Source organism: Lepagella muris (assembly GCF_004793975.1).
Lineage (GTDB): Bacteria > Bacteroidota > Bacteroidia > Bacteroidales > Muribaculaceae > Lepagella > Lepagella muris.
On record NZ_SRYB01000049.1, the window covers coordinates 1 to 20,864 of the forward strand.

21 protein-coding genes, 1 tRNA gene and 1 pseudogene are annotated in these 20,864 nt (G+C 45.9%); 13 read left to right on the forward strand and 10 right to left on the reverse strand.

Translation table 11 applies throughout. The features are described from left to right. Positions 1–277 precede the first annotated feature (277 nt). From E5331_RS19260 to E5331_RS19295, 8 genes are all read left to right on the forward strand, one after another. Positions 278–778, forward strand: coding sequence for a ribonuclease P protein component (locus tag E5331_RS19260; protein ID WP_135986303.1), 501 nt, complete (start codon positions 278–280; stop codon positions 776–778). A 14-nt stretch (positions 779–792) separates the two neighbouring features. Next, positions 793–1,002, forward strand: a complete 210-nt coding sequence (yidD, locus tag E5331_RS19265; protein WP_135986305.1) for a membrane protein insertion efficiency factor YidD — start codon at positions 793–795, stop codon at positions 1,000–1,002. A gap of 84 nt (positions 1,003–1,086) precedes the next feature. Continuing rightward, positions 1,087–1,716 (forward strand): TatD family hydrolase, encoded by a 630-nt coding sequence (locus E5331_RS19270; protein WP_135986307.1) that lies wholly within the window; start codon positions 1,087–1,089, stop codon positions 1,714–1,716. A gap of 96 nt (positions 1,717–1,812) precedes the next feature. Further along, entirely contained in the window at positions 1,813–2,766 is a 954-nt protein-coding gene (locus E5331_RS19275; RefSeq protein ID WP_135986309.1) for a PCMD domain-containing protein, read from the forward strand. Positions 2,767–2,903: 137 nt separating this feature from the next. Next, positions 2,904–3,656 (forward strand): 4-hydroxy-tetrahydrodipicolinate reductase, encoded by a 753-nt coding sequence (dapB, locus tag E5331_RS19280; protein ID WP_135986311.1) that lies wholly within the window; start codon positions 2,904–2,906, stop codon positions 3,654–3,656. Between the two features lie 125 nt (positions 3,657–3,781). Then, on the forward strand, positions 3,782–5,191 hold the full coding sequence (locus E5331_RS19285; RefSeq protein WP_123483932.1) for a S26 family signal peptidase: 1,410 nt from the start codon (positions 3,782–3,784) through the stop codon (positions 5,189–5,191). Continuing rightward, positions 5,185–5,754, forward strand: a complete 570-nt coding sequence (locus E5331_RS19290) for a WbqC family protein (RefSeq protein ID WP_123483919.1) — start codon at positions 5,185–5,187, stop codon at positions 5,752–5,754. Before E5331_RS19285 ends, E5331_RS19290 begins: the two co-directional genes overlap by 7 nt. Before the next feature lie 84 nt (positions 5,755–5,838). After that, positions 5,839–6,495: a DUF4294 domain-containing protein gene (locus tag E5331_RS19295; RefSeq protein WP_123483918.1), complete on the forward strand. Its 657-nt coding sequence runs from the start codon at positions 5,839–5,841 to the stop codon at positions 6,493–6,495. Between the two features lie 131 nt (positions 6,496–6,626). Here E5331_RS19295 and E5331_RS19300 read toward each other — a convergent pair whose 3' ends face one another. Then, entirely contained in the window at positions 6,627–8,309 is a 1,683-nt protein-coding gene (locus tag E5331_RS19300) for a tetratricopeptide repeat protein (RefSeq protein ID WP_123483917.1), read from the reverse strand. A 302-nt stretch (positions 8,310–8,611) separates the two neighbouring features. On the opposite strand from E5331_RS19300, the gene E5331_RS19305 reads away from it, so the two are divergent. The 3 genes from E5331_RS19305 (at position 8,612) to E5331_RS19310 (ending at position 9,352) form a co-directional block, all read left to right on the forward strand. After that, positions 8,612–8,684: transfer RNA gene (locus E5331_RS19305), tRNA-Lys, on the forward strand. Between the two features lie 158 nt (positions 8,685–8,842). After that, positions 8,843–8,965: a hypothetical protein gene (locus tag E5331_RS20865; RefSeq protein WP_275441314.1), complete on the forward strand. Its 123-nt coding sequence runs from the start codon at positions 8,843–8,845 to the stop codon at positions 8,963–8,965. A gap of 12 nt (positions 8,966–8,977) precedes the next feature. Next, positions 8,978–9,352 (forward strand): hypothetical protein, encoded by a 375-nt coding sequence (locus tag E5331_RS19310; RefSeq protein ID WP_135986313.1) that lies wholly within the window; start codon positions 8,978–8,980, stop codon positions 9,350–9,352. A 290-nt stretch (positions 9,353–9,642) separates the two neighbouring features. On the opposite strand, the gene E5331_RS19315 is transcribed toward E5331_RS19310, so the two are convergent. The 6 genes from E5331_RS19315 to E5331_RS19340 form a co-directional block, all read right to left on the reverse strand. After that, positions 9,643–9,882: a hypothetical protein gene (locus E5331_RS19315; RefSeq protein WP_123483915.1), complete on the reverse strand. Its 240-nt coding sequence runs from the start codon at positions 9,880–9,882 to the stop codon at positions 9,643–9,645. A 118-nt stretch (positions 9,883–10,000) separates the two neighbouring features. After that, positions 10,001–11,482, reverse strand: coding sequence for a leucine-rich repeat protein (locus E5331_RS19320; RefSeq protein WP_123483914.1), 1,482 nt, complete (start codon positions 11,480–11,482; stop codon positions 10,001–10,003). A 55-nt stretch (positions 11,483–11,537) separates the two neighbouring features. After that, entirely contained in the window at positions 11,538–12,830 is a 1,293-nt protein-coding gene (locus E5331_RS19325) for an alpha/beta hydrolase family protein (protein WP_135986315.1), read from the reverse strand. Positions 12,831–13,122: 292 nt separating this feature from the next. Next, positions 13,123–13,884 (reverse strand): hypothetical protein, encoded by a 762-nt coding sequence (locus E5331_RS19330; RefSeq protein ID WP_135986317.1) that lies wholly within the window; start codon positions 13,882–13,884, stop codon positions 13,123–13,125. Positions 13,885–13,974: 90 nt separating this feature from the next. Continuing rightward, a complete protein-coding gene (locus E5331_RS19335) occupies positions 13,975–14,544 on the reverse strand; it encodes a Crp/Fnr family transcriptional regulator (protein WP_135986319.1) in 570 nt (189 codons plus the stop codon). Positions 14,545–14,558: 14 nt separating this feature from the next. After that, positions 14,559–14,831 carry a hypothetical protein gene (locus tag E5331_RS19340; RefSeq protein WP_135986321.1) on the reverse strand — a complete coding sequence of 91 codons (273 nt, stop codon included), beginning with the start codon at positions 14,829–14,831 and terminating at the stop codon, positions 14,559–14,561. A gap of 115 nt (positions 14,832–14,946) precedes the next feature. Between E5331_RS19340 and E5331_RS19345 the strand changes: the two genes are divergently transcribed. Then, positions 14,947–15,096 carry a helix-turn-helix domain-containing protein gene (locus E5331_RS19345; protein WP_275441315.1) on the forward strand — a complete coding sequence of 50 codons (150 nt, stop codon included), beginning with the start codon at positions 14,947–14,949 and terminating at the stop codon, positions 15,094–15,096. A 378-nt stretch (positions 15,097–15,474) separates the two neighbouring features. On the opposite strand, the pseudogene E5331_RS20870 reads toward E5331_RS19345, so the two are convergent. From E5331_RS20870 to E5331_RS19355, 3 genes and pseudogenes are all read right to left on the reverse strand, one after another. Beyond that, positions 15,475–15,846: pseudogene (locus E5331_RS20870) on the reverse strand (glycoside hydrolase family 97 catalytic domain-containing protein); the annotation flags it as partial. Then, positions 15,839–16,135 (reverse strand): glycoside hydrolase family 97 N-terminal domain-containing protein, encoded by a 297-nt coding sequence (locus tag E5331_RS20500; protein ID WP_168355313.1) that lies wholly within the window; start codon positions 16,133–16,135, stop codon positions 15,839–15,841. The pseudogene E5331_RS20870 and the gene E5331_RS20500, both read right to left, overlap by 8 nt. A gap of 131 nt (positions 16,136–16,266) precedes the next feature. Beyond that, positions 16,267–17,442, reverse strand: coding sequence for a hypothetical protein (locus tag E5331_RS19355; protein ID WP_135986325.1), 1,176 nt, complete (start codon positions 17,440–17,442; stop codon positions 16,267–16,269). 344 nt (positions 17,443–17,786) lie between these two features. Between E5331_RS19355 and E5331_RS19360 the strand changes: the two genes are divergently transcribed. Further along, positions 17,787–20,783 carry a hypothetical protein gene (locus E5331_RS19360; RefSeq protein ID WP_135986327.1) on the forward strand — a complete coding sequence of 999 codons (2,997 nt, stop codon included), beginning with the start codon at positions 17,787–17,789 and terminating at the stop codon, positions 20,781–20,783. The last annotated feature ends 81 nt before the right edge of the window (positions 20,784–20,864 follow it).

Below are 20,864 nucleotides of genomic sequence, written 5' to 3' on the forward strand. Positions count from 1 at the left end.
TATTTGTATCTACAAAGATAGTATTTTCTTTGCGAATGCAAAACTAATAGCTCTCTGCGGTCTCTGCGGTCTCTGCGGTTGAATATCACCACGGCGGACACGGAGAACACGGAGTTTTTATTTTTCTCTGTGCCCTCTGCGTCCTCGGCGGTTGAATATACTGATTTTATTTCAGAAGAAGTAAAAGAGGTGTTTCTTTTTGGCTGTTTGGTATGGTTTTATTAATTTTGTGGGTGATGCGGCATAAGTCGCTTATCATTGACTTTTCATATTTATCATGGAAGGGGAAAACTATATCGACAATTCCAATTGCAAGGAGATGGACACCAACTGCCGCATGACGCTCCGGAAAGGGGAGAAACTGCGACATCGATCACTCGTGGAAAATCTGTTCAGAAATGGGGAATCGCTTTATGAATTTCCAATCCGTCTGACGTGGCGGACTATGGATAATGACGAGCTGGAGAATACGTTTTGTGATCATGTCCCCGACAGAATCGACCGGCTCCAGATGCTAATAACCGTACCTAAGAAGAAACGTAGACACGCCGTAGACCGAGTGCTCATCCGACGACGCATACGAGAAGCTTACAGGCTAAACAGAAAGCAACTGCTCTCAGATGCCGTCAACGGCTCCGGAATACGCACCCTTAGCATGGCTTTCATTTATCTGCACGATAAAAACCTGCCTTACTCAACAATTGAACGTAAAATGAGGTTATTATTAAAGAAGTTGGCAACAAAAATTGCTGACCGGAAGAATAGTAACGAATCTTGAATGACGCATAATCCATGTCGCGATTGCTAATAATATTGATCAGGTTCTATCAGGGCGCAATATCCCCGCATTTCCCTGCCGCATGCCGGTATACCCCCACCTGCAGCCAGTATGCAATTGACGCCATACGGAAATACGGTCCGCTGAAAGGATCGTGGCTCGCAGCAAAGAGAATCGCGAGATGCCACCCTTGGGGCGGCAGCGGATATGACCCGGTGCCCTGACTTGGTGAGTATTCCTCCACGCCATTCATGATTATCATTGAATTGTCGAATTGTTTTTTATTGGCTGATTTATAATTTATTGTCATGTATACCATTCTTGATATCCACACACATCATCCCGCACCGCAGCCGAATGCCGTCGTGTGCGTATCTCCGGATGACTTTAATCCCATCGAAAATCAATTATATTCTGTAGGGATACATCCCTGGAAGACTGCCGATGCCCTCTCTGATGATATCTGGGAGAAGCTGGAGGCTGCCGCCGAGCATCCACAGGTGGTGGCTATCGGGGAGTGCGGCATCGACAAGATACAGGGCGGACCATTGTTCCGACAGATGCAAGTGATGCGCAGGCAGATAGAACTTTCCGAAAAGGTGGGCAAACCTCTCATTATCCACAACGTACATGCCCAGGACATTATAATCGGAGTGAAGAAAGATCTCAATCCGACGCAGCCTTGGCTCGTGCATGGATTCCGTGGGAAACCTACTATAGCCAAGATGCTGACGGATACCGGTATATGGCTGTCGTTCAATGACAAATTCAACGACATGTCGGTCACGGAGACGCCCATACAGTTCATGTTGGCGGAGACGGATGAATCGGAAACGCCAATCGCAGACATAATCACAAAGCTATCCTCGCTGAAAGGGGAGGACCTGACCGCCACCATCTCCGAGAATGCCGCCCGCTTCCTCAGTTTAAATAGTTGATGGTTTATGGTGGATGGTTTATGTTTGGGGATTGACTTCAAAACATAAACCCCAAATCATAAACTATAAACAATAACCCATAAACCATACTCCATAATGAAACGTATCGCATTATTATCTCTCCTTCTATCAATCGTCGGTATCCCGATGAATGCATACAGGCTTGAACCGATAAGGTTCGGCAATTTCTCACAATGGGTGAGCCGCGAAATCACAGAGTCGAAAGTGATTGGAGGAAACACCAAGACCGTGTATGAGATTGCACCCAATGACCATATCGTCGGCAACGAGCCTTACACGAATGCCGGAGGCTCGCCGTGGGCAACGAGCAACGTCTACGCCAAGGTCTCAGGGGTGGTGAAAGCCTCCAACACGGTGTCGCCATTTGTAAATGGAGCCGACACTTGCGCACGCCTCGAAGCGAAGATGGAGAATGTGAAGGTACTCGGTCTCATCAACATGGACGTAATGGTGGCAGGTTCCATTTTCCTCGGAAGGGTGTTTGAGCCTATCTCCTCTACGAAAGGTCCATATTCAAAGATGGAGATGGGGGTGCCGTATACGAAGCGTCCCGCAGCTCTCGTCTACGACTTCAAAGTGGATATGCCTGAATCTGATTCCAGAACGAAATCCACCGGATTCTCGTCTAAAAAGACTCTCCCGGGGCGTGACAATGCAGAGGTGTACGTGCTACTGCAGAAACGCTGGGAGGATTCCAACGGAAAACTGTATGCCCAAAGAGTGGGTACGGCGCGTGAACGTTATGACAAGTCGATACCTTGGACAAAAGGTCATGCCATAACGATACATTACGGCGACATCACCCGACAGCCGTTCTATAAGCCTTGGATGGGGCTGCTCAGCGGAGAGAGGGCTTATTATGCCCGCAACTCAAAAGGGAAACTCGTGCCGGTAGAGGAAGTGGGGTGGGCTCCTGACGATGCCACTCCCACCCACGTGCTCGTCATGGCATCCTCATCATGTGGAGAGGCGTTCATAGGTACGGAAGGATTGACAATCTACGTCGACAACATGGCATTCGGCTTCTGAATCTGAACCTATTCCAAGGTAAATTTGTCTAAACTTATATCACCTCTTTTGAAGGTGTCTAATCATAAAACCGCATTTTAATACGTTTATTTAATATTGCTGGTTACTAAACCATAATTATCATAATTAGGAAGAAAATGAAGATAGCAATCATAGGATATGGCAAAATGGGCCATCTTATCGAGACAATAGCAAAGGAGCGTGGCAACAAAGTGGTCTGCATTATCGATGCCGACAACACGGATGATTTCAACACTCCGGAATTTAAAAGTGCCGATGTTGCAATTGAGTTCACCACTCCCTCCACTGCCGTCAGCAACATCCTGGCGTCGTTTGCCGCCGGTGTACCGGTGGTGGTCGGCACTACCGGTTGGACCGACTCGCTCCCCGACATCAAGGATATGTGTGAGAAGGGTGCCGGCACCATGCTCTGGGCTTCCAACTTCTCAATCGGCGTAAACCTATTCATGGCGTTCAACAGATACGTGGCTGCCGTCATGAACGACTTCCCGGAGTATTCTCCCGAAATGACAGAGATACATCATATCCATAAGCTCGACCATCCCTCCGGCACCGCGATCACTCTTGCCGACGAACTTATCGGGAAAGTAGACCGGCTTAACCGTTGGGAGGAGCCGCAGCCCGGCAAGACGCCTAACGACCATGCCCTGATGATCAACCATGTGCGTGAAGGAGAAGTGCCCGGCACACATATAATATCATGGGACTCTTCCGTAGACACAATCACTCTCCGCCATGAGGCGAAAAGCCGCGTGGGATTCGCTCTCGGTGCGGTGAAAGCAGCCGAATGGCTCAAAGGGAGGAAAGGGTTCTTCTCTATGGCAGACATGCTCTCCGAGGTGACACATACAAAAGGACTTTTCGTCTGATTTATTAATATTCAGTTTAATCTAACGACACACTACGTGCGCTCTTTTCCTACACTAATCTTTAAATGATCGAAAATAAAAACCGGACTGACATATCCCATGCCGCTGATCCTACCCAACAGGGCATGAAATCGTTGCGCCAACGTATCAAGGAGACCAAGACCACCCGATGGATACGTTTCGGAATCGTATCCATCCTGTTCTTCCTTTGGGTCTTCTGGATGGGGAATCCTTGGCTCGGTCTTATATGGCTGCTACTGATTGACATATACATAACCGCCTATATACCCTGGACCTGGTGGAAAAAGAAAAACGGTCCGACAAAGACAATAATGGGTTGGGTGGATGCGATTGTCTACGCGCTTGTGCTGGTATACATGATATTCGCTTTCATCGGACAGAACTATAAGATTCCATCCTCAAGTCTGGAAAAATCACTCCTCGTGGGTGACTATCTATGGGTCAACAAGATGATATACGGACCGCGTGTGCCGCAGACTCCAATACATTTTCCTCTCGCGCAGCACACCATGCCGATACTCAACACTAAGAGCTATCTGGAGAAGCCGCAGCTTGAATATCACCGTCTCCCCGGATTCCGCAGTATAGAGAGGGGGGATATCGTGGTGTTCAACTATCCGCAAGGCGACACCGTCGCTCTGAAGATACAGAATCCCGACTTCTATCAAATCTCTCATGACCTGCGACGCAACGGTATCGATAACCCACGACTATACATGGAGCAGAATCCGCAAGTGTTCGGGGAGATTGTCTGGCGACCCGTTGACCGTAGGGAGAACTACGTGAAACGTGCGATCGGTCTGCCCGGTGACCGTCTCGAGATAAGAAACGATACCGTGCTGATCGACGGCAAGCCTATCGCTGAGCCGGAGAACGTACAGTATAACTATCTTATTCCGGTGAGCCGACCTGTCAGCAATGAGAAATGGGCGGAGATCGGCGTCAGAATGGATGACCACGGCGGCGAACCGATAAGAAACGAGATGGCGGGATATTCCTACTATGACGTGCCGCTGACCAAGGCAATGAAAGCGCAGGTGGAGAAATGGGACGAGGTGAACGGTCCGTTGAGAAAGGAGAGCACAAGCGGCTACTACGACCTTTCTGGTATGTTCCCGCTCGATGCTGACTATGGCTGGACACGTCCCAATATGGGCGAGCTCTGGATCCCGAAACGCGGAAGCACGCTGCATCTCACGCTCGAGAACCTTCCGATCTATCGCAGGGCGATAAGCGTATATGAGGGGAATGACCTCGACGTGAAAGACGGCAAGATATTCATCAACGGTAAAGAGACAGAATATTATACGTTTAAGCTCGATTACTACTGGATGATGGGTGATAACCGTGACCGTTCCGCCGACTCCCGCTACTGGGGTTTTGTGCCGGAAGACCATATCGTTGGTTCGCCGATGTTTGTAATTGTATCCTTTGATGAGGAGAAGGGTCTTTTCGATGGTAAGATACGTTGGAACAGAATCCTGAAAGACGCTAATCCGGACAAGAAATGGTAAACGTATTCCCATACGCAGCCTCTGCCGCATGGTATGCGGCGTGGCTGCGTTCATTATCTTCCGACTGCCCGATGGAGGAAGCTATAGCCGACGCCAATATCAGCACTCAGACAGACGGGAAGGATTTTGCCCGCACAAGAATACGCGGTAATGCTCCCGGCGACGAGATACTGCTGTCGGTGGCAGTCGTGGGGGGTGCCTCCATCCTTAAACAGTCGCGGAGATTGAGCCATGCCATACTGTCGGAGCATTCCGACTGGCAGCACAACCATCTCGGTGCGCTGGAAGCATCCTATGGAAGGGCTCCCTTCTTCCGATATATATTCCCCGACCTGAAAAGGATCTTTTCCGGCTATGGGCAGCCGCTCGCCGACTTCAACCGTGAAATCCACAATTATATATGCGATTTCCTCAACATCAGGGATATACTGTCGGTTCCGCTATCTGATGCTGCTAAGGAACGCGGTAAAGAACTGGCATGCGAAATCTCGCCGCGGCTTTCGATAATCGACCCGCTGATGAGATTCGGACCGGAAACAATTCTTATCTTACGTACACTTTAACACTTTGCAAAACGTTTATAATATAAGTCAGTGTCCTGAAACACCGCCTTACATTCTTTGACTTCAACACTCATCCGGAATAATATGGGAATATCTCTCCACATACGCCACCTTGCAGCCACGTTGATACTATCCGGCGTGCCGCTGCTCTCTCTTGCGGAAAAACCGAAAATCGAAATCTCGGAGCTTCCTGAGTATCCTCCGCTGAAAGTGAAGGTTGTGAAGGGGTATTACAGGTTTGTCGATGAATATGGCGACACCGTGAGGATGACCGTCTTGCGCGATCTCTACGTATTCCCTCCGATGAAGTTCAAGAATAAGAAACAGGAGGAATTCTATTGGCGCACCGTGCGCGACGTGCGCAAGACTCTGCCATACGCCAAACTTGCATTCTCCACACTTTGTGAGACATACGAGTATATCCAGACCATACCCGACAAGAAGAAGCGGGAGAAACATCTTAAGCAGCTTGAGAAGGATATCTTCGAGCAGTATAAACCTGTGGTGAAGTCAATGTCGAAACGTCAGGGCAAGGTGCTTCTGAAACTGATAAACCGTGAGACCGACCAAAGCTCATTTAATATCGTGAAGGCGTTTCTCGGCTCTTTCCGTGCCGGCTTCTGGCAGACTTTCGGACGCTTCTTCGGCATGAACATGAAAGCCGGCTTCAACCCCTCCAAGAACGAGGAGGATGCAATGATCGACCGCATCGCCACCCTCATCGAGCAAGGCGCACTGTGACGCGCAACCCAATCAACAACAAAAAACGCTTCCGCAATTTCCGGAAGCGTTTTTTGTTGTTATTATTATCTCATGATGTATCATGATGTACCATGTTTTATCATGATACATCATGACGCATTGTGACGAAATTAGAGGCTATTGAGATTGAATTTTGCAAATTCAAGGTCGCTCTGTGCCTGTTTCAGCATATTCTTGTCGAGGCTGATAGCCTTCTTAAGGTTGCTGAGCACTGCGCTCTCATTGTTGGTGCGTGCACCTACGATAGCTGCCAGGTAGTAAGTAGTTGCGTCAGGATTTGCAACTGCTGAAAGCACTGACTGAGCTGCGCTGTAGTCCTTGGAAAGGATCTTAGCAAGAGCTGCATTGTTGGTCTTGGCATTGCCGAAAGCAGTGTTAGCCTTAGCAACCTCACCCTGAGTCAGGTAATATACGCCGAGAGCGTCAGAAGTCTCAGGCACGCCTGCTGCTGCACCGAGAAGTTCGTTTGCCTTGTTGTAGTTACCGTCAAGAAGCTGGATAAGACCAAGGTTCATGTCAACCTCCTTAGAAGAGGGATCAAGTTTCTTAGCCTTCTCAAATGCGCTCTTGGCTACTGCATAGTCACCGGCCTCATATTTGGTAAGACCCAGGTTATTGAATGCACGATAGCTGTTGGGATATACCTGAGAAGCCTTCTGGTAAACCTCCATCTTGCGAGTGTTGTCGTTAGTGAGAGTAGCAACGTAAAGGATCTCGTCTTCTGTCAGCTTGGAAGGATCAGTGTTGAAGAGCTGGATCATCTCCTCATCGCTCTTACCGATCACGTTAATAGAAGCCTGGATACGAGAATAACGCAGCTGGGGAAGAATCTGGTCAGCAAGCTCATCAAATACGCTTGAGAGGTTGCGGATCTCTTTCTCTCTCTGCTCAGGGTCCTTATACATTTTGAGAACACTGAGGATAAGGTCTTTATCCTGGATGTTGCTCTTTGAAACGAGCTCCTGGAAGCCCTCCCAGTCTTCGGGAGTGAATGAAGAAGTCAGCTCACCAAACTCAGTGATCTTGTCCTTCTTAAGCTGGTTCTCCATGAACTTGGTAGTGTTCTTCTCACGCTTCTCAGCGAGTTCAGTATTGAAAGCGAGTGTACCGTCAGGTGAAGCGTAAGAATTGATGTTTACGCCTGCGATCTCCTGGTTAGCGGCAGCGTTAGCCTCCTGAAGACGCTTGTTGAGATCCACATAGTCAGCGGCGTCAATCTGGTTCTTACGGATATTTGCCTGATTGATGAGGAAGCGGATATCAGCGTTATATTTCTCGTTGATGACTCTCTGGAATTTATCCTTAGCAAGAGCCGGAGTCACAGTAGCTGCTGAAGCAAGTGTGGAAGTTGCGATCACACCGTCGCCTACCTTTACACGGGGAAGACCGTAGAGCTTGCCGTTCTGGTCAACCTGGAAATCAAGATAGAGATTGGATTCTGCCATTTCAGGCTTGTACTCTGTGTTGAACGGGATCTGAACTGTGCCACCGTTGCTGTAGCTTACTACCTGACCGTTTGCACGTACATTTTCACCCTGAAGAACTACGGGAGTACCCTGGACTGAGCCACCTGCATATTCAAGAACCGGAGTAGCGGTAACTTTCGCATTCTTTACCATGAATTTTGCAGGGATGTTACCTGTGATGGTAGCGGGAACGTTCTGACCAACTGTCTCGAGAGGAGTCGGAGTGGTGTTGAAATAGTTGCTCTGGAACTCACCGAGCTTCTTAGAGCAGCTCGTTGTGCCCATCAAGGCTACGCCCAAAGCAAGATAAAGAACTTTGTTGTTCATAACTTGATTGTTATTAATGGTTAATTCTATGTGTTTATGAGTGTTATCGTTATTTTATTTTGGGTTTGATGGTGTCGTTCTCGCATAATATCGCCACCGGCTTACCCAGACTGTGGAAATATCGTGTAAAGGTAGTTAAAAATTGTGATAATAACACTATCTTATTCAAAAAAAACATTGCAAATCATCTTTTTTGAAAAAAATCATAAATTTTTTACCGAAAAATTTGCACAATCTAAAATATATGCCTAACTTTGCACTCGCAAAACGGAAACAACACCAACACCGAATTGCAATACAATGACTCCGTGGCTCAGTTGGTAGAGCAAATGACTCTTAATCATTGGGTCGTGGGTTCGAGCCCCACCGGGGTCACTGAAAAAAGGATAGCATAACAGCTATCCTTTTTTTGTTGCCATAGCAAAACCGCGCCGTTACACCTCAGTGGCGTTTCACCAGTGTAATCAATGGCTATAAATAGCCTGTTTTTGAGAGAAAATGATTAACTTTGCATATCGTAATGCTCCGATTTTATGATTATTGATTTAGACTACATAATGCAACTCGCCAAAAATCATGAAGGCGTTGACGTTGAATTTAAGGAAACCACCGGGCAACTTGACCGAGGGATGGAAACATTGTGCGGTATGCTCTGAAGAGGACTGGCTATGATATTCGAGGAGTGTGAACTCGCAGGTCTTCCTCAGCCGACAGTCACTGATGAAATGGGTGTTGTTAGGGTAACATTCATGCGCCCGAATTTATCGGGTCATAAGAATGAACCGATAAATGAACCGATAAATGACCCGATAAATGGCACGATAAATGACACGATAAATGACACGATAAATGACACGATAAAAGGTACTGAAAAGTTAATCTATAATCGCATTGCATCTTCTCCGGGAATAAGTGCGGTTGCTTTAGCTGATGAATTTGAGAAAAGTCTCAGAACCATAATGCGGTCATTGAAAATATTGGTAGATCTGAATGTAATTGAATACCGAGGTTCTAAAAAGACCGGAGGATACTTTAGTTTGTAATACATCTACCGTTGTTTCAGAGGTGGCAACCGATGACAATTTTTAACACCGAAAATAGCCGGAAATCAGACTATTATCGCTAAATTTGCGTTGTCGATATACGAAGAACATTGAAATGTCCGGGTGTGCAAAAAGGGAACACCCATGATTTTTGAAAAACCTAAAATATTGATAGACAATACACTTAACCCTATGTGAGATAAATCTCTCCGGGGTCACTAAAGGGTCTATCAGCCCGACGAAATTCTCTGAAAAATCATTGGTTTTCAGAGAATTTTTCTGCTCAATACCTAATTGGCGCAAAATATTGAAACTCTCTCGACCTTCAGCCAGTTAATTAACTCGTATGCGGTACCGTCATTCAGTCGCAATGCTGTGACGATTACCGCGCCGGGTGGCAGCTTCGCCGCCTCTATTTTCCCGGCTTCAATGCTCTCCGTAACAACAGGGTCATAACCGGCCCGCGTAAGCAGACCTGACATGATTCTACCGTCGGATGCGGAGGCATCTACAATCAAAATCTTGTTCATTGTCTTGATTTTTGGGTTGTTAAACTTTATGTCAGAAATATCTTTTAACGACAGCTCCCGACATTTTCACGCCGGGAGCCGCAGGGTTTGGTATTATTAAGCTGTTTGTTTTTATGAATTAAGGTATCATTTCCCACCATTTATCTTCAGGCATTTCCACTATTTTGAATTTGCCCCATTTCTCCGAAGCCTTGTATGCCTCGCTACAACCGTAAGGCACATACAACGTGCATCCGTCAGGTTTGGGTCCAAGCACATATCCGGCGTTACCCGGAATTTCCCATACAGGCGGTTCTTCTGTCAAACAGAAAAGTTTATCGACATAAAAACTTAAAGATGTTGTCTCTACAACTTTCAAAGATTCCGGCAGCACAAAACTATTAAGACGGCCAGTGCCGTAAAACGCATACTGACCGATTTTTTGTAGATGAGGTAGGTCAATGTCCTGCGATATATATGGAAACAATACATTTTTCAATGATTCGCATGACTTGAAGGCATTGCTGCCGATTTCTGTGCAGCTTGAGGGAATATTAACAGTTGTAAGAGCCGTGCAGTGGCTGAACGCACTGGGGTCAATCATCTCGATTCCCTCCGGAAGTATAACCTCAGTGAGATACTTGTTGGATGTGAAAACACCCGCAGGCACGTCATTGGTAAACACGGTAGGCAGATAGTCCGAAGGCACATTGCAAATGTTGCAATCGCTGTAGTGGCTTTCCTTTCCGGCAACGAAACCGCTTTGGCTCAAATCAATGGTGTATTCCGGTTTTTCGCCATTACCTTGATACCCGTTTGATTCGAGGATTCGTTTAAGATAATAACAGTCATTTGTGTTTAACATTCCAACAATCCTGACATTGCGAATCTTGCCGTAATTTGATTCGTCAGAGCCTATCATATAGCCAAGACAACCTGAATATGGCATCTCAAATGTCTCTGAAGCGTTGAATTTACGCGGCATTTGCCATATACCGATATTCTTCTCCTCTCCGTTGCCGAACCTCAGACTGATTTTCTTTACGCGCCCCATTCCTATGTTTTCCGGTATCTTCAGCAGAAGCGAGTAGTTGCTGTCGGATTTTTTCTGCAAAGAGACATCCCCGAAAATGCTACCCACTATTCGTGCAATTTCACATGGTGAATTGGAGGTGAATTCGATGCTGAAATCCTTTCCTTCGGCCGGAACCTCAATGTAGTCATCAAGACCTTGGGTGTAAACCGTAACTACACTCCGGCTGATGATACGGTCAAGACGATAGGTGTATATCGGTCCGTCGGCGGGAGGATTGGCGAGAGTGGTGCGATATACGCTCAGTTCATATTCCACTCCATCTTCGTAGGTGAAACCTTGAATCTTGCCCATAGGCATAGGCTCCCATTCTGAATTTGGGCTGAATTTTACAAGCATACATTCAAGGTCTGAATCCAACCACTCATCATAGACGGTGGTAGTTTCTGCCGAAACCCACATTGTGATGAGTTCCGACCTATCTTTCGGCTCATCATCGCTGCAAGCTACCAAGCAAACAGAAGCTGCAATCCCCAACAATATGGATAATACTTTTCTTGAGGTAAGAATTATATCTTTGAGTCTCATTGTAATTTGTAGTTTAATAATGATATAATGATGTCGCCTAAATGAGTTATGCCACTCACTTATTAAGTGATTTAACCCATTGGGTGATTATCTCTAATACCTCTGGAGAAACCGTTTCTTCAATTGTTGCGTATTCTTTTAAAGAGCCGGTTTTGCAATTCTGGAATATATGATTTAGATTATCAAGGGGGATTATCTTATTATGGATGTTTGAAGGCAAGCCCTTGCTTAATGCGCCCAGATTCTTTTCATAAGATACCTGGATATCCTTTGTCCCATTCAATGCCAAAACGGGGCTGGTAATGTCTGGCAAACGATTCATGATATTTATAGATATGAAGTATTGCATATATGGGGTCTTTGACTGCTGAATTACCATCCTTAGATTCTGTTTTAATTCAGCCGGCAAAGTTGATGATTCCAATTTCTGTGATACAGAATTATTATTGTCAAAAGCAAGAGAAAGGAGGTCGCAGTATTCGTCAACTGTCTGTTGGTCATAACCGTTTTGAATGAGAGTATAATGGTTCTGATCTAACAGTGTTTCTTTGCCAGAAATCACCATCCCGGCCATACTTACAATGAAATCGACCTTATTGTCGGCTCCAAGCATTAAGGATATGGTCCCTCCTTCGCTATGACCGAGCGCACCTACCTTATTGAATTTCTGTCGCAATAGATTGATACCGGCTAAAGCATCATTCATAAGGTCGGCTGTTGTACAGTTAACGACGTCACCGGTTGATTCGGCAAATCCACGGTCATCGTAACGTAAAGATGCAATGCCATTTCTGGCCAAAGCGTCGGCAATGACCGCAAACGGCTTATGTTCAAAAATCTCTTCGTCTCGATTTTGAAGTCCGCTTCCTGTGATCATAATCAAAACCGGAGTCTCACGGCTGTAGCCTTCAGGCAAGGTTAGCGTACCTTTCAAAACCGCGTCTCCGTTTGAGAAACTCACTTCCTCCTGTCCGTAGGGGAAAGGTGGTTTAGGGGTCTGTGGTCTATGTAATGTTTTCTCTCCGGGAGTAAGGACAAGTGGAACTTGAAAACCGTTCTGGGTAAAAAGGCCTGTGATATGTTCACTCTCATACTTTCCTCTAAACGTCGCCCTAATTGAGGGAACAGTGATTGATAGGCTGTCGGTCCCGATTCTCTTAATTTGTATTGGGACACCCCTTGCGCCTTGAGCCGGCGAATCAAGGGTTGGGTTATTGTCGTCCAAATGAAATACAAGAGGCAGTTTCACGCCCATTACTTCGAGATCGCCGGACCATAGGCCGGTTTGGGAATTTGCCAATAGGACTCCCAATAATGTATTCAAAAATACCAAGAAAGATTTTTTCATGTGAGAGTTGTTTAAATGATTTAATGTCTAATAAAGAAGCCACTTTGCTTCAATACGGTAAAATTACAACAGAACTACGACATAACTCTCAACAAATGTTGAGACCGGGCATTTTTATCCCTGATTTTTGGAATTTTTTCTCAGCCGGCTAAGATTTATTTGGGGAAATATATTGTATAACTTTTTATACAAGTTGAATAACGCTTTTTGATGTCATTTAACACGTATGACAAACACGTATATCAATCCGTAAGTCAAGTTCATATTACGTTTAAAAGTGCATGATGATTTATCACCGGAAGGGCTGTAAAGTACATGTGATTTTACAACCATTAAATGTATCCGTGAGAATCATCCTACACCTTTCTACTGGGAGAGTTCTTCCAGACATTGTAGCTTGTGGCCAGTTGTAACCGAACCAATGGTCAAATATATACATATACCCTGCATCTCCACTCATTGTGTACTCAAATGCCATAAACTCTTCATTATGACTGCTGTGGAGAGACATGTGCATCGAGTATATCCCGGTCTCGCTTCGAGATATGTCGAATATGCCTTCGCCTATTGTGAGCCAGTGATAATCAAGTATATCCTGATGCATGATTAATATAGATTTGGTGTTTTCAGCATCCTTGACAAACCTTATTTCTCTGCCTATATCGAAATATTCATTCGTATTTATACCTTCTATTTCATCGATACGGAATGACATATAGAAATCCTCGACCGTTATGTTGAGTGTCACCGAGCTTCCTGCAATCACATCTTTTATTGTCAAGTAAGACTGTCCGGTTGCTGCCGGATTAATGAGTAGATTCTTTGTTTCGATATCAATGCCATATTTCCCCAATATCTCAGGATTGCTGGCAGAAAGTTCATATACGCCTCCACCGTCAACAAATGAGATATTTGTGCCTACACCCAGACGGATTGAATACTCTTGGTTGGCGAATCTGATTGGTTCAGGCTTTGGCTCATCGCCATTATTATTGCAAGAACAAATTATCAAAATCTGCAATAACGCCAGAAAGTATAGACCTAATCTATTCATAATTGCTTGTTTCCTATTTCTTGATTAATTGCAAAGTTACGACATATAAAAATAAAAACTCTCAACAAATGTTGAGAGTTTTTATTTTTATCACTGAATTTTGGAATTTTTTCTCAGTCGGCTAAGATGTGTGGGGGTGACGGCGAGGAATGAAGCGATGTCTTTGAGCGAAAACCATGTGAAGATGTCGGGATAGGTGCTCAACAGTTCATCATACCGCTGCTGTGGTGATTTGCAATGCAGGTCAAGGTAGCGGTCGTAGAGGGTATTGTGGATTGCTTCCGTCGAGTGCATCACCCTTACTTGCATTTCAGGGTCAGCATCCATCATCAGTTTAATTTTCGTTGTAGGGAAGCAATAAATATCACTTGGCTTAACAGCCACGATAGATACCCTCGCCTTTCTACCATATAGCGACCACGGGAAATCAGCGATAAACTCACCGTCAGACTGCATACCGACAACATGTTCCACACCCTTTGCTGAGTAAGCAACATACTTCATGGTGCCGGACTGGATGTAACCGATATATCGCGCCACACAACCGACAAGGACAAATGCCTCACCTTTCTCAAAGTGGCGCAACTCGCCCTCCCTGACACATAGCTCCCGCCAAAACTCCGGTTCGATATGATTGATGTATGTATTGAACTTCTCCATGAACTATTCCGATGTTAAACAAGATTGAAAGCAGACATTTTCATGCTTTCATAACTATTGAACGCAATAAGCATACCACGGCTTTCTATCAAGTCGTGCCAAAATTTAAGGTCAATACCTTCAATATGTGTATTGAAATGGCGTTTCATTTTCACAAAGTTAATGATTTTATTTGAGATAAACGCCTGATTGGGTGCAAATAGTATCATATTAGCCATAAATTTAGCCATTAAGTGAAGCAAGATAAGGCGGCCAACATCCTTGCTGACCGCCTTATCGTATTTCATAGACCTGCTGGGCGATATGCCCCGCGATGAAATGTACCAACATTTATATTGTATAAAGGAGTAGGCTCTGCCACCATTGGCTCCTTGCCGAAATCTACCTCTTGAACAGCGCGGATTGCGGCAAAAAGACCTTGCGTCAATGCTTGATAAAAAAGAGTCGGAGATAAGCAAGTGGATGCGCGGCACTCACAATTTCACGATTGAAACCATATCGCAGATAGAAAAGGTGCTTGGAGAGCCCATATTGCAGGTAATAGGGGTGTAAAGCACCGTTTTCAACTGTGAGTGGAGCATCCGATTGCCTACCTGTTAGATGGTCTTGAACTACACACTCTAAAAATGATCCATTTCATGAGCGCAAAGCATTTTTAACACGGTGTTCTATTGGATATTACTGAAATATTAGTACCTCTGCACTTAGAAACATCTCAGAATGTTGAAGAACATTGAAATCGCGGTATGAGAGATATGCGAATGAGCCCATACTGACCGTATTATCAATCTTATTATCAGTAATTAACAACATATAACCCCGAATCCACCGGGGTAACAGAAACATACTCTCTGTCCGTGATTTAATCAATTGCATATATTTCCAATGACAATATATCAGACAGGCCATATTAAGACTTTGATGAAATCGTCTTAACATGGTCTCAAACAGCACATACATCGCAAGCTGATTGGCTCGCGTACCTTTGCAAGCAAGGTTTGTCCAGGACGCCCCGTAACGTTCCGGCTGGCAGTTGACAAGAGCCCCCGGTGTAAAATCCATAGGTCGCACCGAGTTACGTATGAATGGGAGCTATATCGTATTTCCCGGCTCGCACCCTCCGTTATACTCTATGCCCCGAACTCCCTCATAAGTCAATATATTGGGATAGCGATACTCCAGTCCCGCAGGTTTTAAGGCGCCGTAAAAATCTATGAATATATGATTGCGTGCTGCCTCTTTCGCCATAGTCTCATAGAAATTTACCATCCATTGGTCAGAGCGGTCCATGAAATCAATCCTTAGCAGTCTTAAACCGTACAAGAGGCGTGATCGTATCACACACTGACTTTCGCATGACCTTCGCCACCCGTGGATTACTGCCAAGCACAGTCCAATCATCAAGGGTCATTGAGATTGCCCCTCCATCAAGCAATCGATTCTCACCGTTGATTATCGTGTAGCCGATATTCTTGCCGGTATTGATTTCCACACTGATATGCCCATCAGGAGATTTCAGCAAATAAGAATTGGCTGCATGCGTTGCAAAAAACGACATGCACAAAAGCAATGAAAAAATGTATTTACTCATAGCGTTATAGATATTACTTAGTATTATAGTTCAAATCAATCAGCAAACCTCAGACCCCTGACCTTAGACCCACTTATATGAAGAGGACTGATAGGCAACTTCATTCTATAATCATGATGCCGAAGGAAATGTCAGAGGCGGGGGGTGAAGCCTTCGAGCAGGTCGGGATTCCCTCTCCCTATTCTCTTCTCTGCATGACGCATCGCGAATCGATCGCGGAATCCCGATGCCTGTGCCACGGATTCCTTTGTCTCGTTGGGATGCAGACGTGCATAACAGGCTGCATGTTCGAGTCGGAACGTATTAACCATCTCATAGAAACCGTAATGGGAAATAACAGTCCCGGCATCCGTGCGCTGTCCGTAGTCAAACAGTGAGATAAGCCCCCGGCGGGTCAGATGTGGATCAAGATAATGCTCCCCGACATACTGAAGTACCTTCTGTCTAACCTCTTCATCAAGCACCCATTCAGATAAGACATCACCCTCAATAGGTTCAGTATCTGCCGATATTATATCCGGCAACGCTACATCTTGGCAAACCGGCTCAATATCTTCCGATACTCCATCTCCATACTCCCTCGCATTCTCAATCACACCTCTTTGCGGATGAAGAATCGTAATAGTATAAAACACTGCCAGCACACAGAACACTAGCCACACACAACATAGCAATATCCTGTTGCCTGTGAAAAATATAACCCAACATAATGCCACCATCATCATTGGATAGACCCGCAACTTTTTAGCAAACTTAAACGGAAAATCCCCCTCATTGGAATATTCATCCATCTGATAACGCTCCACCCGACGCATAAGCCATATCATAAACTTCAGCATCAGGCAACTTTGCACAAAACATACCAATCCAGCCACTGCCATATACATCCTGCTTCCCGACAGAATAAACGTCCCACCTCCACAGATGACAATAATTTCGAGAATAACAGCCATGACCACCGGAATGAGACCCACCAATGTAGTCGCCCCACTTCTCTTCGAGGTCGAAGCCTTGAAGAAGCGGATGAGTATCAACGGCACGAAGGCCGTCATAAGGAGTAAGGGGAGCGGACGCACATACAGAAGTGTCACCGGATCTGACGGATGGAGTACCACTGGTATGTAAAGAAGCTGGCTGAGGAAGAACATCGTCACCATAGGGCGTGCCGGATAATAATACGAAGGATTGTGCTGATAAGGGGCACACACATGAAACCACCTCACCAGCGCACAGACAACACTGACGACTATCATCGAAAGCGATGTACCGGCAAACACCAAATCTAATTCATCCTTGAACCACTCCATAATTGATAACAAAATTAAAAATCTTTGTCCAATCCTACAAATTTATTCCGTTTTTTATACTTCCTATATCCTTTATTTTATCCCGTAATTCACCCTATATTTTATGTGAATTATCCCTTAATCCCACTGCCTGCGATGGCAAAACAATGTGGATATACGCACATATTCCTATCTACACACATAATTTTCAGATTTTTCGCTAATATCCACATTTTATATCCCGATTATTACTCCCTTAAATCATCTTTTGGTTAATTTTACATTCAAAAATAATCCGAGAACTTGTCCTGATACTACATGCCGGCATGTTATCGGTGTTTTTAATATTCAAAACTTAACAATACATGATCAAACTAATCCGATTTTTCAGGCTTCTGATGCTACCGGCTATCCTTGCTCTCGCAGCATCCGCCTGCAACGATGACAACAATTTCCCCGATTCATCCGGCAATGACCTCCCGGAAGAGAAAGATTCATATATCGGGCAATTCCGTGATTTTGTCATAGATCAATTCCAATCCGACATTCAACCGGAAGAATTAGTATGCAAGATAATGACTCCCGATGGATCCATTATCTCCAGAAAATGCGACCCCGAAAATATGAAAGCCGGTAAATTCCGGTTCTTCAACGGTCTTAAGGAGGGGAAATACCGGCTGCTATATTTTGAATATCCCACACAGTCAAATGAGGCGATTGCCGAACTTGTCGAAAAATTCCCTACGGCAGAGATTGGGCTGGGATGTGAAATTGAGGTGTCGGGAAAGAACGGCATCCGCATCTGCCAGGACTACAACAGGCAATTGGGTATGTTCGGAAAGGGCACGAAGGATGCCCCCTACGAAATCTCAAGCTACGAGCATCTCTTCCTGCTGATGTTGTTTGTCAACAACCATGACACAAACAGACAGATCACGCCATCCACATATTTCCGGCAGACAGTGCCGATCAACATGTATCGCGCCTCCATAATGTGCGACCAGCGTTACGGATGGTATCCGATAGGTGCCGACACCAATACCCCCTTCTGTGGTGTATATCTCGGCAATGAGATCTCCGGACTATGGTGCGACCGCAAGTCAAGCGCAGGAATCGGTCTGTTCGGCTACCTGCACAATGCTGTCATCGACGGGGTTGCAGTGAAAGATTCCGAATTAAGTGGCAACTTTGCCGTCGGTGCCGTTGCAGGTGCTGTCATCGCGGCAGGTGACGACCACGGCGACTCCTCGCTCATCAACTGTAGCGTAGAGAAAAGTTCAATCACAGGCGGTAAGGATAGTTTCGCCGTAGGAGGAATAATCGGATGTGCCGACATGCACTCCGCCATACTTCTCGGAAGCTGCCGAAGCTCTGACTCCGACATAAGGGGATCATACAACGTGGGTGGAATAATCGGTGGTGCCGCCAGATATTCACGCACAGTCATCAACGATTGTGAGAACTCATCCACTATCACAAGCGAATATTCCGGAGCCGGAGGAATGATCGGTGCCGCCGACACACTCTACGTCACATCCTGCCGCAATAAGGCAGACATAGCCGGAGCCATACAATATAACAGTTCCGACAACGGAAATTCCGGAATCGGAGTGGGAGGTATCGTCGGAGGTTCAGGCATATCATTCCTTACTGCCTGCCGCAATGAGGGTACGGTCAGCGGTGCCGACGGTGTAGGCGGAATCATAGGCAGTACCCGTGTAAAGGGGGATGCCTCGAAAGGGGATGCCTACCTCTTCAACAATACCTTCCTCCGTTGGTGTGCCAACAACGGGAATGTATCCGGCACGAATAGCGTCGGCGGAATGTGCGGAGAGGCACAATTCGGCTGCTACGGTGCGATTAACAAGGGCAACATCTCCGGAAATGACTATGTAGCAGGAATAGTCGGCAATACATCCGTGGCGGTAGCCCACAATGCAATAAATACCGGCAACATCGACGGACATTCCTATTGCTCCGGAGTTGTCGGAAAGACAAGCTGGGGATCAATTGCAATCTCCCACAACTACGGTCATGTTAAAGGATCCGGATCACACACTGCCGGAGTGCTCGGTCTCGGTGGCAACAACACTATCGTGCATTATTGCGGAAACTATGCCCGAATCGCCAACTCCGGCAATGGTCCGACAGCCGGAATAATTGCCGAGATCGGCGATCCAAGGGAATGGACAGCCCTCAATATAGCGGAATGTGTGGTGGCTTCGCTCGAAATGGTGATGTCGGTGGCAGGTCCCTTGATGGCTATCGTCGAAGAGGCGGTGGAGGCTTCTTCTGAAGTCGCAGCCGCCATAATCAAGGTGAGCGAAGTCCTGATTGACTCCGTGTTGAACAAGGCTGACCGCATACTCTGGGGATTCGGTCTGCATGAGATACTCAATCCGGAGGTAGAGGAAGAGCTAACCGCAGCTATAAATGAAGTGGCGGTCAAGGAATCGGAAGAGATAAGCAACGAGATGGCGGCATGGCGTAGTGGCTATTCATTGTCAATATCTAATTTCAATGCCTTCCCTATAACATCATCCTACAACAATGCCGTGCAAGCCACTCTCGACTATTATGAGACTGGTGAGAATGATGAGCGGTTTAACGATCGTATTAATGAAACACGAATCGAACGCATGGAACAACTTGAGCACATACACCACACGAGTGAGATTGTGCATCAAGTCATAGGCGGTGTCGCCATCCTGGCAAGCACCGTGGCTATTGTCGGGGGTGCCATTGCCTCAGGAGGCGCGGCTGTACCATTCATCGTGTTGGGTTCATCAGCCGCATTTGTCGGAGGTCTAAACGCTCTCACAAAGACTTGCACCGATTTCAAGGAGAATGCAGTCATCGTGTCGCAATGTCTCAATACCGGCAACATTGAGGCTTCCAACGGTAAGTGCGGTGGTCTTGTGGGCGTATTGCAGGACAACAGTATACTCCGCAACAGCCTCAACGTCGGCAACGGTCCGAAATTCGGAGATACTTTTGTCGGGAATCCCAAGAAAGCGGTCAAGATCAAAGACTGCCTGTCGTTGTCCGACCTCGGCAGCTGGTCTAAAATCGATGGAAACAGATATGATGCCTGCATCGTATATTCAGATGAAAATCTTTCTGAAATCCAGAAGACAGCTTATTATGACGAATATGCGATCTACAAAGCTTCTGTCGCTGAGATCGGAGATCCGTCGTTATACAAGAATTTCCAAAGAAACTGGGTTGATGCACACTCTCAGAAAGTGCCTGTCTACTTCCATCTTTTCTGGGATGTCAACAATCCCGCAAGCACATGGTATATGGAGAAATCAGGCTCCGGATTCTTCCCCGTCCCGACCTATTCCGAGATGAGGGACTGACAACAAATTAGACTTCAATTATTACTAACTGAAGTTTCGCAAGCTGCACTTCAGTGGTTTAAAGTTTATAGTTTAAGGTTT

Bases quoted from the DNA above. Each gene is read 5' to 3' on its own strand.
- E5331_RS19315 (WP_123483915.1), bottom strand. From the start codon at position 9,882: ATGAACAAGATTTTGATTGTAGATGCCTCCGCATCCGACGGTAGAATC.
- E5331_RS19275 (WP_135986309.1), top strand. From the start codon at position 1,813: ATGAAACGTATCGCATTATTATCTCTCCTTCTATCAATCGTCGGTATC.
- E5331_RS19260 (WP_135986303.1), top strand. From the start codon at position 278: ATGGAAGGGGAAAACTATATCGACAATTCCAATTGCAAGGAGATGGAC.
- E5331_RS19325 (WP_135986315.1), bottom strand. From the start codon at position 12,830: ATGAAAAAATCTTTCTTGGTATTTTTGAATACATTATTGGGAGTCCTA.
- E5331_RS19320 (WP_123483914.1), bottom strand. From the start codon at position 11,482: ATGAGACTCAAAGATATAATTCTTACCTCAAGAAAAGTATTATCCATA.
- E5331_RS19300 (WP_123483917.1), bottom strand. From the start codon at position 8,309: ATGAACAACAAAGTTCTTTATCTTGCTTTGGGCGTAGCCTTGATGGGC.
- E5331_RS19335 (WP_135986319.1), bottom strand. From the start codon at position 14,544: ATGGAGAAGTTCAATACATACATCAATCATATCGAACCGGAGTTTTGG.
- E5331_RS19310 (WP_135986313.1), top strand. From the start codon at position 8,978: ATGATATTCGAGGAGTGTGAACTCGCAGGTCTTCCTCAGCCGACAGTC.
- E5331_RS19270 (WP_135986307.1), top strand. From the start codon at position 1,087: ATGTATACCATTCTTGATATCCACACACATCATCCCGCACCGCAGCCG.
- dapB (WP_135986311.1), top strand. From the start codon at position 2,904: ATGAAGATAGCAATCATAGGATATGGCAAAATGGGCCATCTTATCGAG.
- yidD (WP_135986305.1), top strand. From the start codon at position 793: ATGTCGCGATTGCTAATAATATTGATCAGGTTCTATCAGGGCGCAATA.
- E5331_RS20500 (WP_168355313.1), bottom strand. From the start codon at position 16,135: ATGAGTAAATACATTTTTTCATTGCTTTTGTGCATGTCGTTTTTTGCA.
- E5331_RS19285 (WP_123483932.1), top strand. From the start codon at position 3,782: ATGAAATCGTTGCGCCAACGTATCAAGGAGACCAAGACCACCCGATGG.
- E5331_RS19360 (WP_135986327.1), top strand. From the start codon at position 17,787: ATGATCAAACTAATCCGATTTTTCAGGCTTCTGATGCTACCGGCTATC.
- E5331_RS20865 (WP_275441314.1), top strand. From the start codon at position 8,843: ATGATTATTGATTTAGACTACATAATGCAACTCGCCAAAAATCATGAA.
- E5331_RS19295 (WP_123483918.1), top strand. From the start codon at position 5,839: ATGGGAATATCTCTCCACATACGCCACCTTGCAGCCACGTTGATACTA.
- E5331_RS19340 (WP_135986321.1), bottom strand. From the start codon at position 14,831: ATGAAATACGATAAGGCGGTCAGCAAGGATGTTGGCCGCCTTATCTTG.
- E5331_RS19290 (WP_123483919.1), top strand. From the start codon at position 5,185: ATGGTAAACGTATTCCCATACGCAGCCTCTGCCGCATGGTATGCGGCG.
- E5331_RS19330 (WP_135986317.1), bottom strand. From the start codon at position 13,884: ATGAATAGATTAGGTCTATACTTTCTGGCGTTATTGCAGATTTTGATA.
- E5331_RS19355 (WP_135986325.1), bottom strand. From the start codon at position 17,442: ATGGAGTGGTTCAAGGATGAATTAGATTTGGTGTTTGCCGGTACATCG.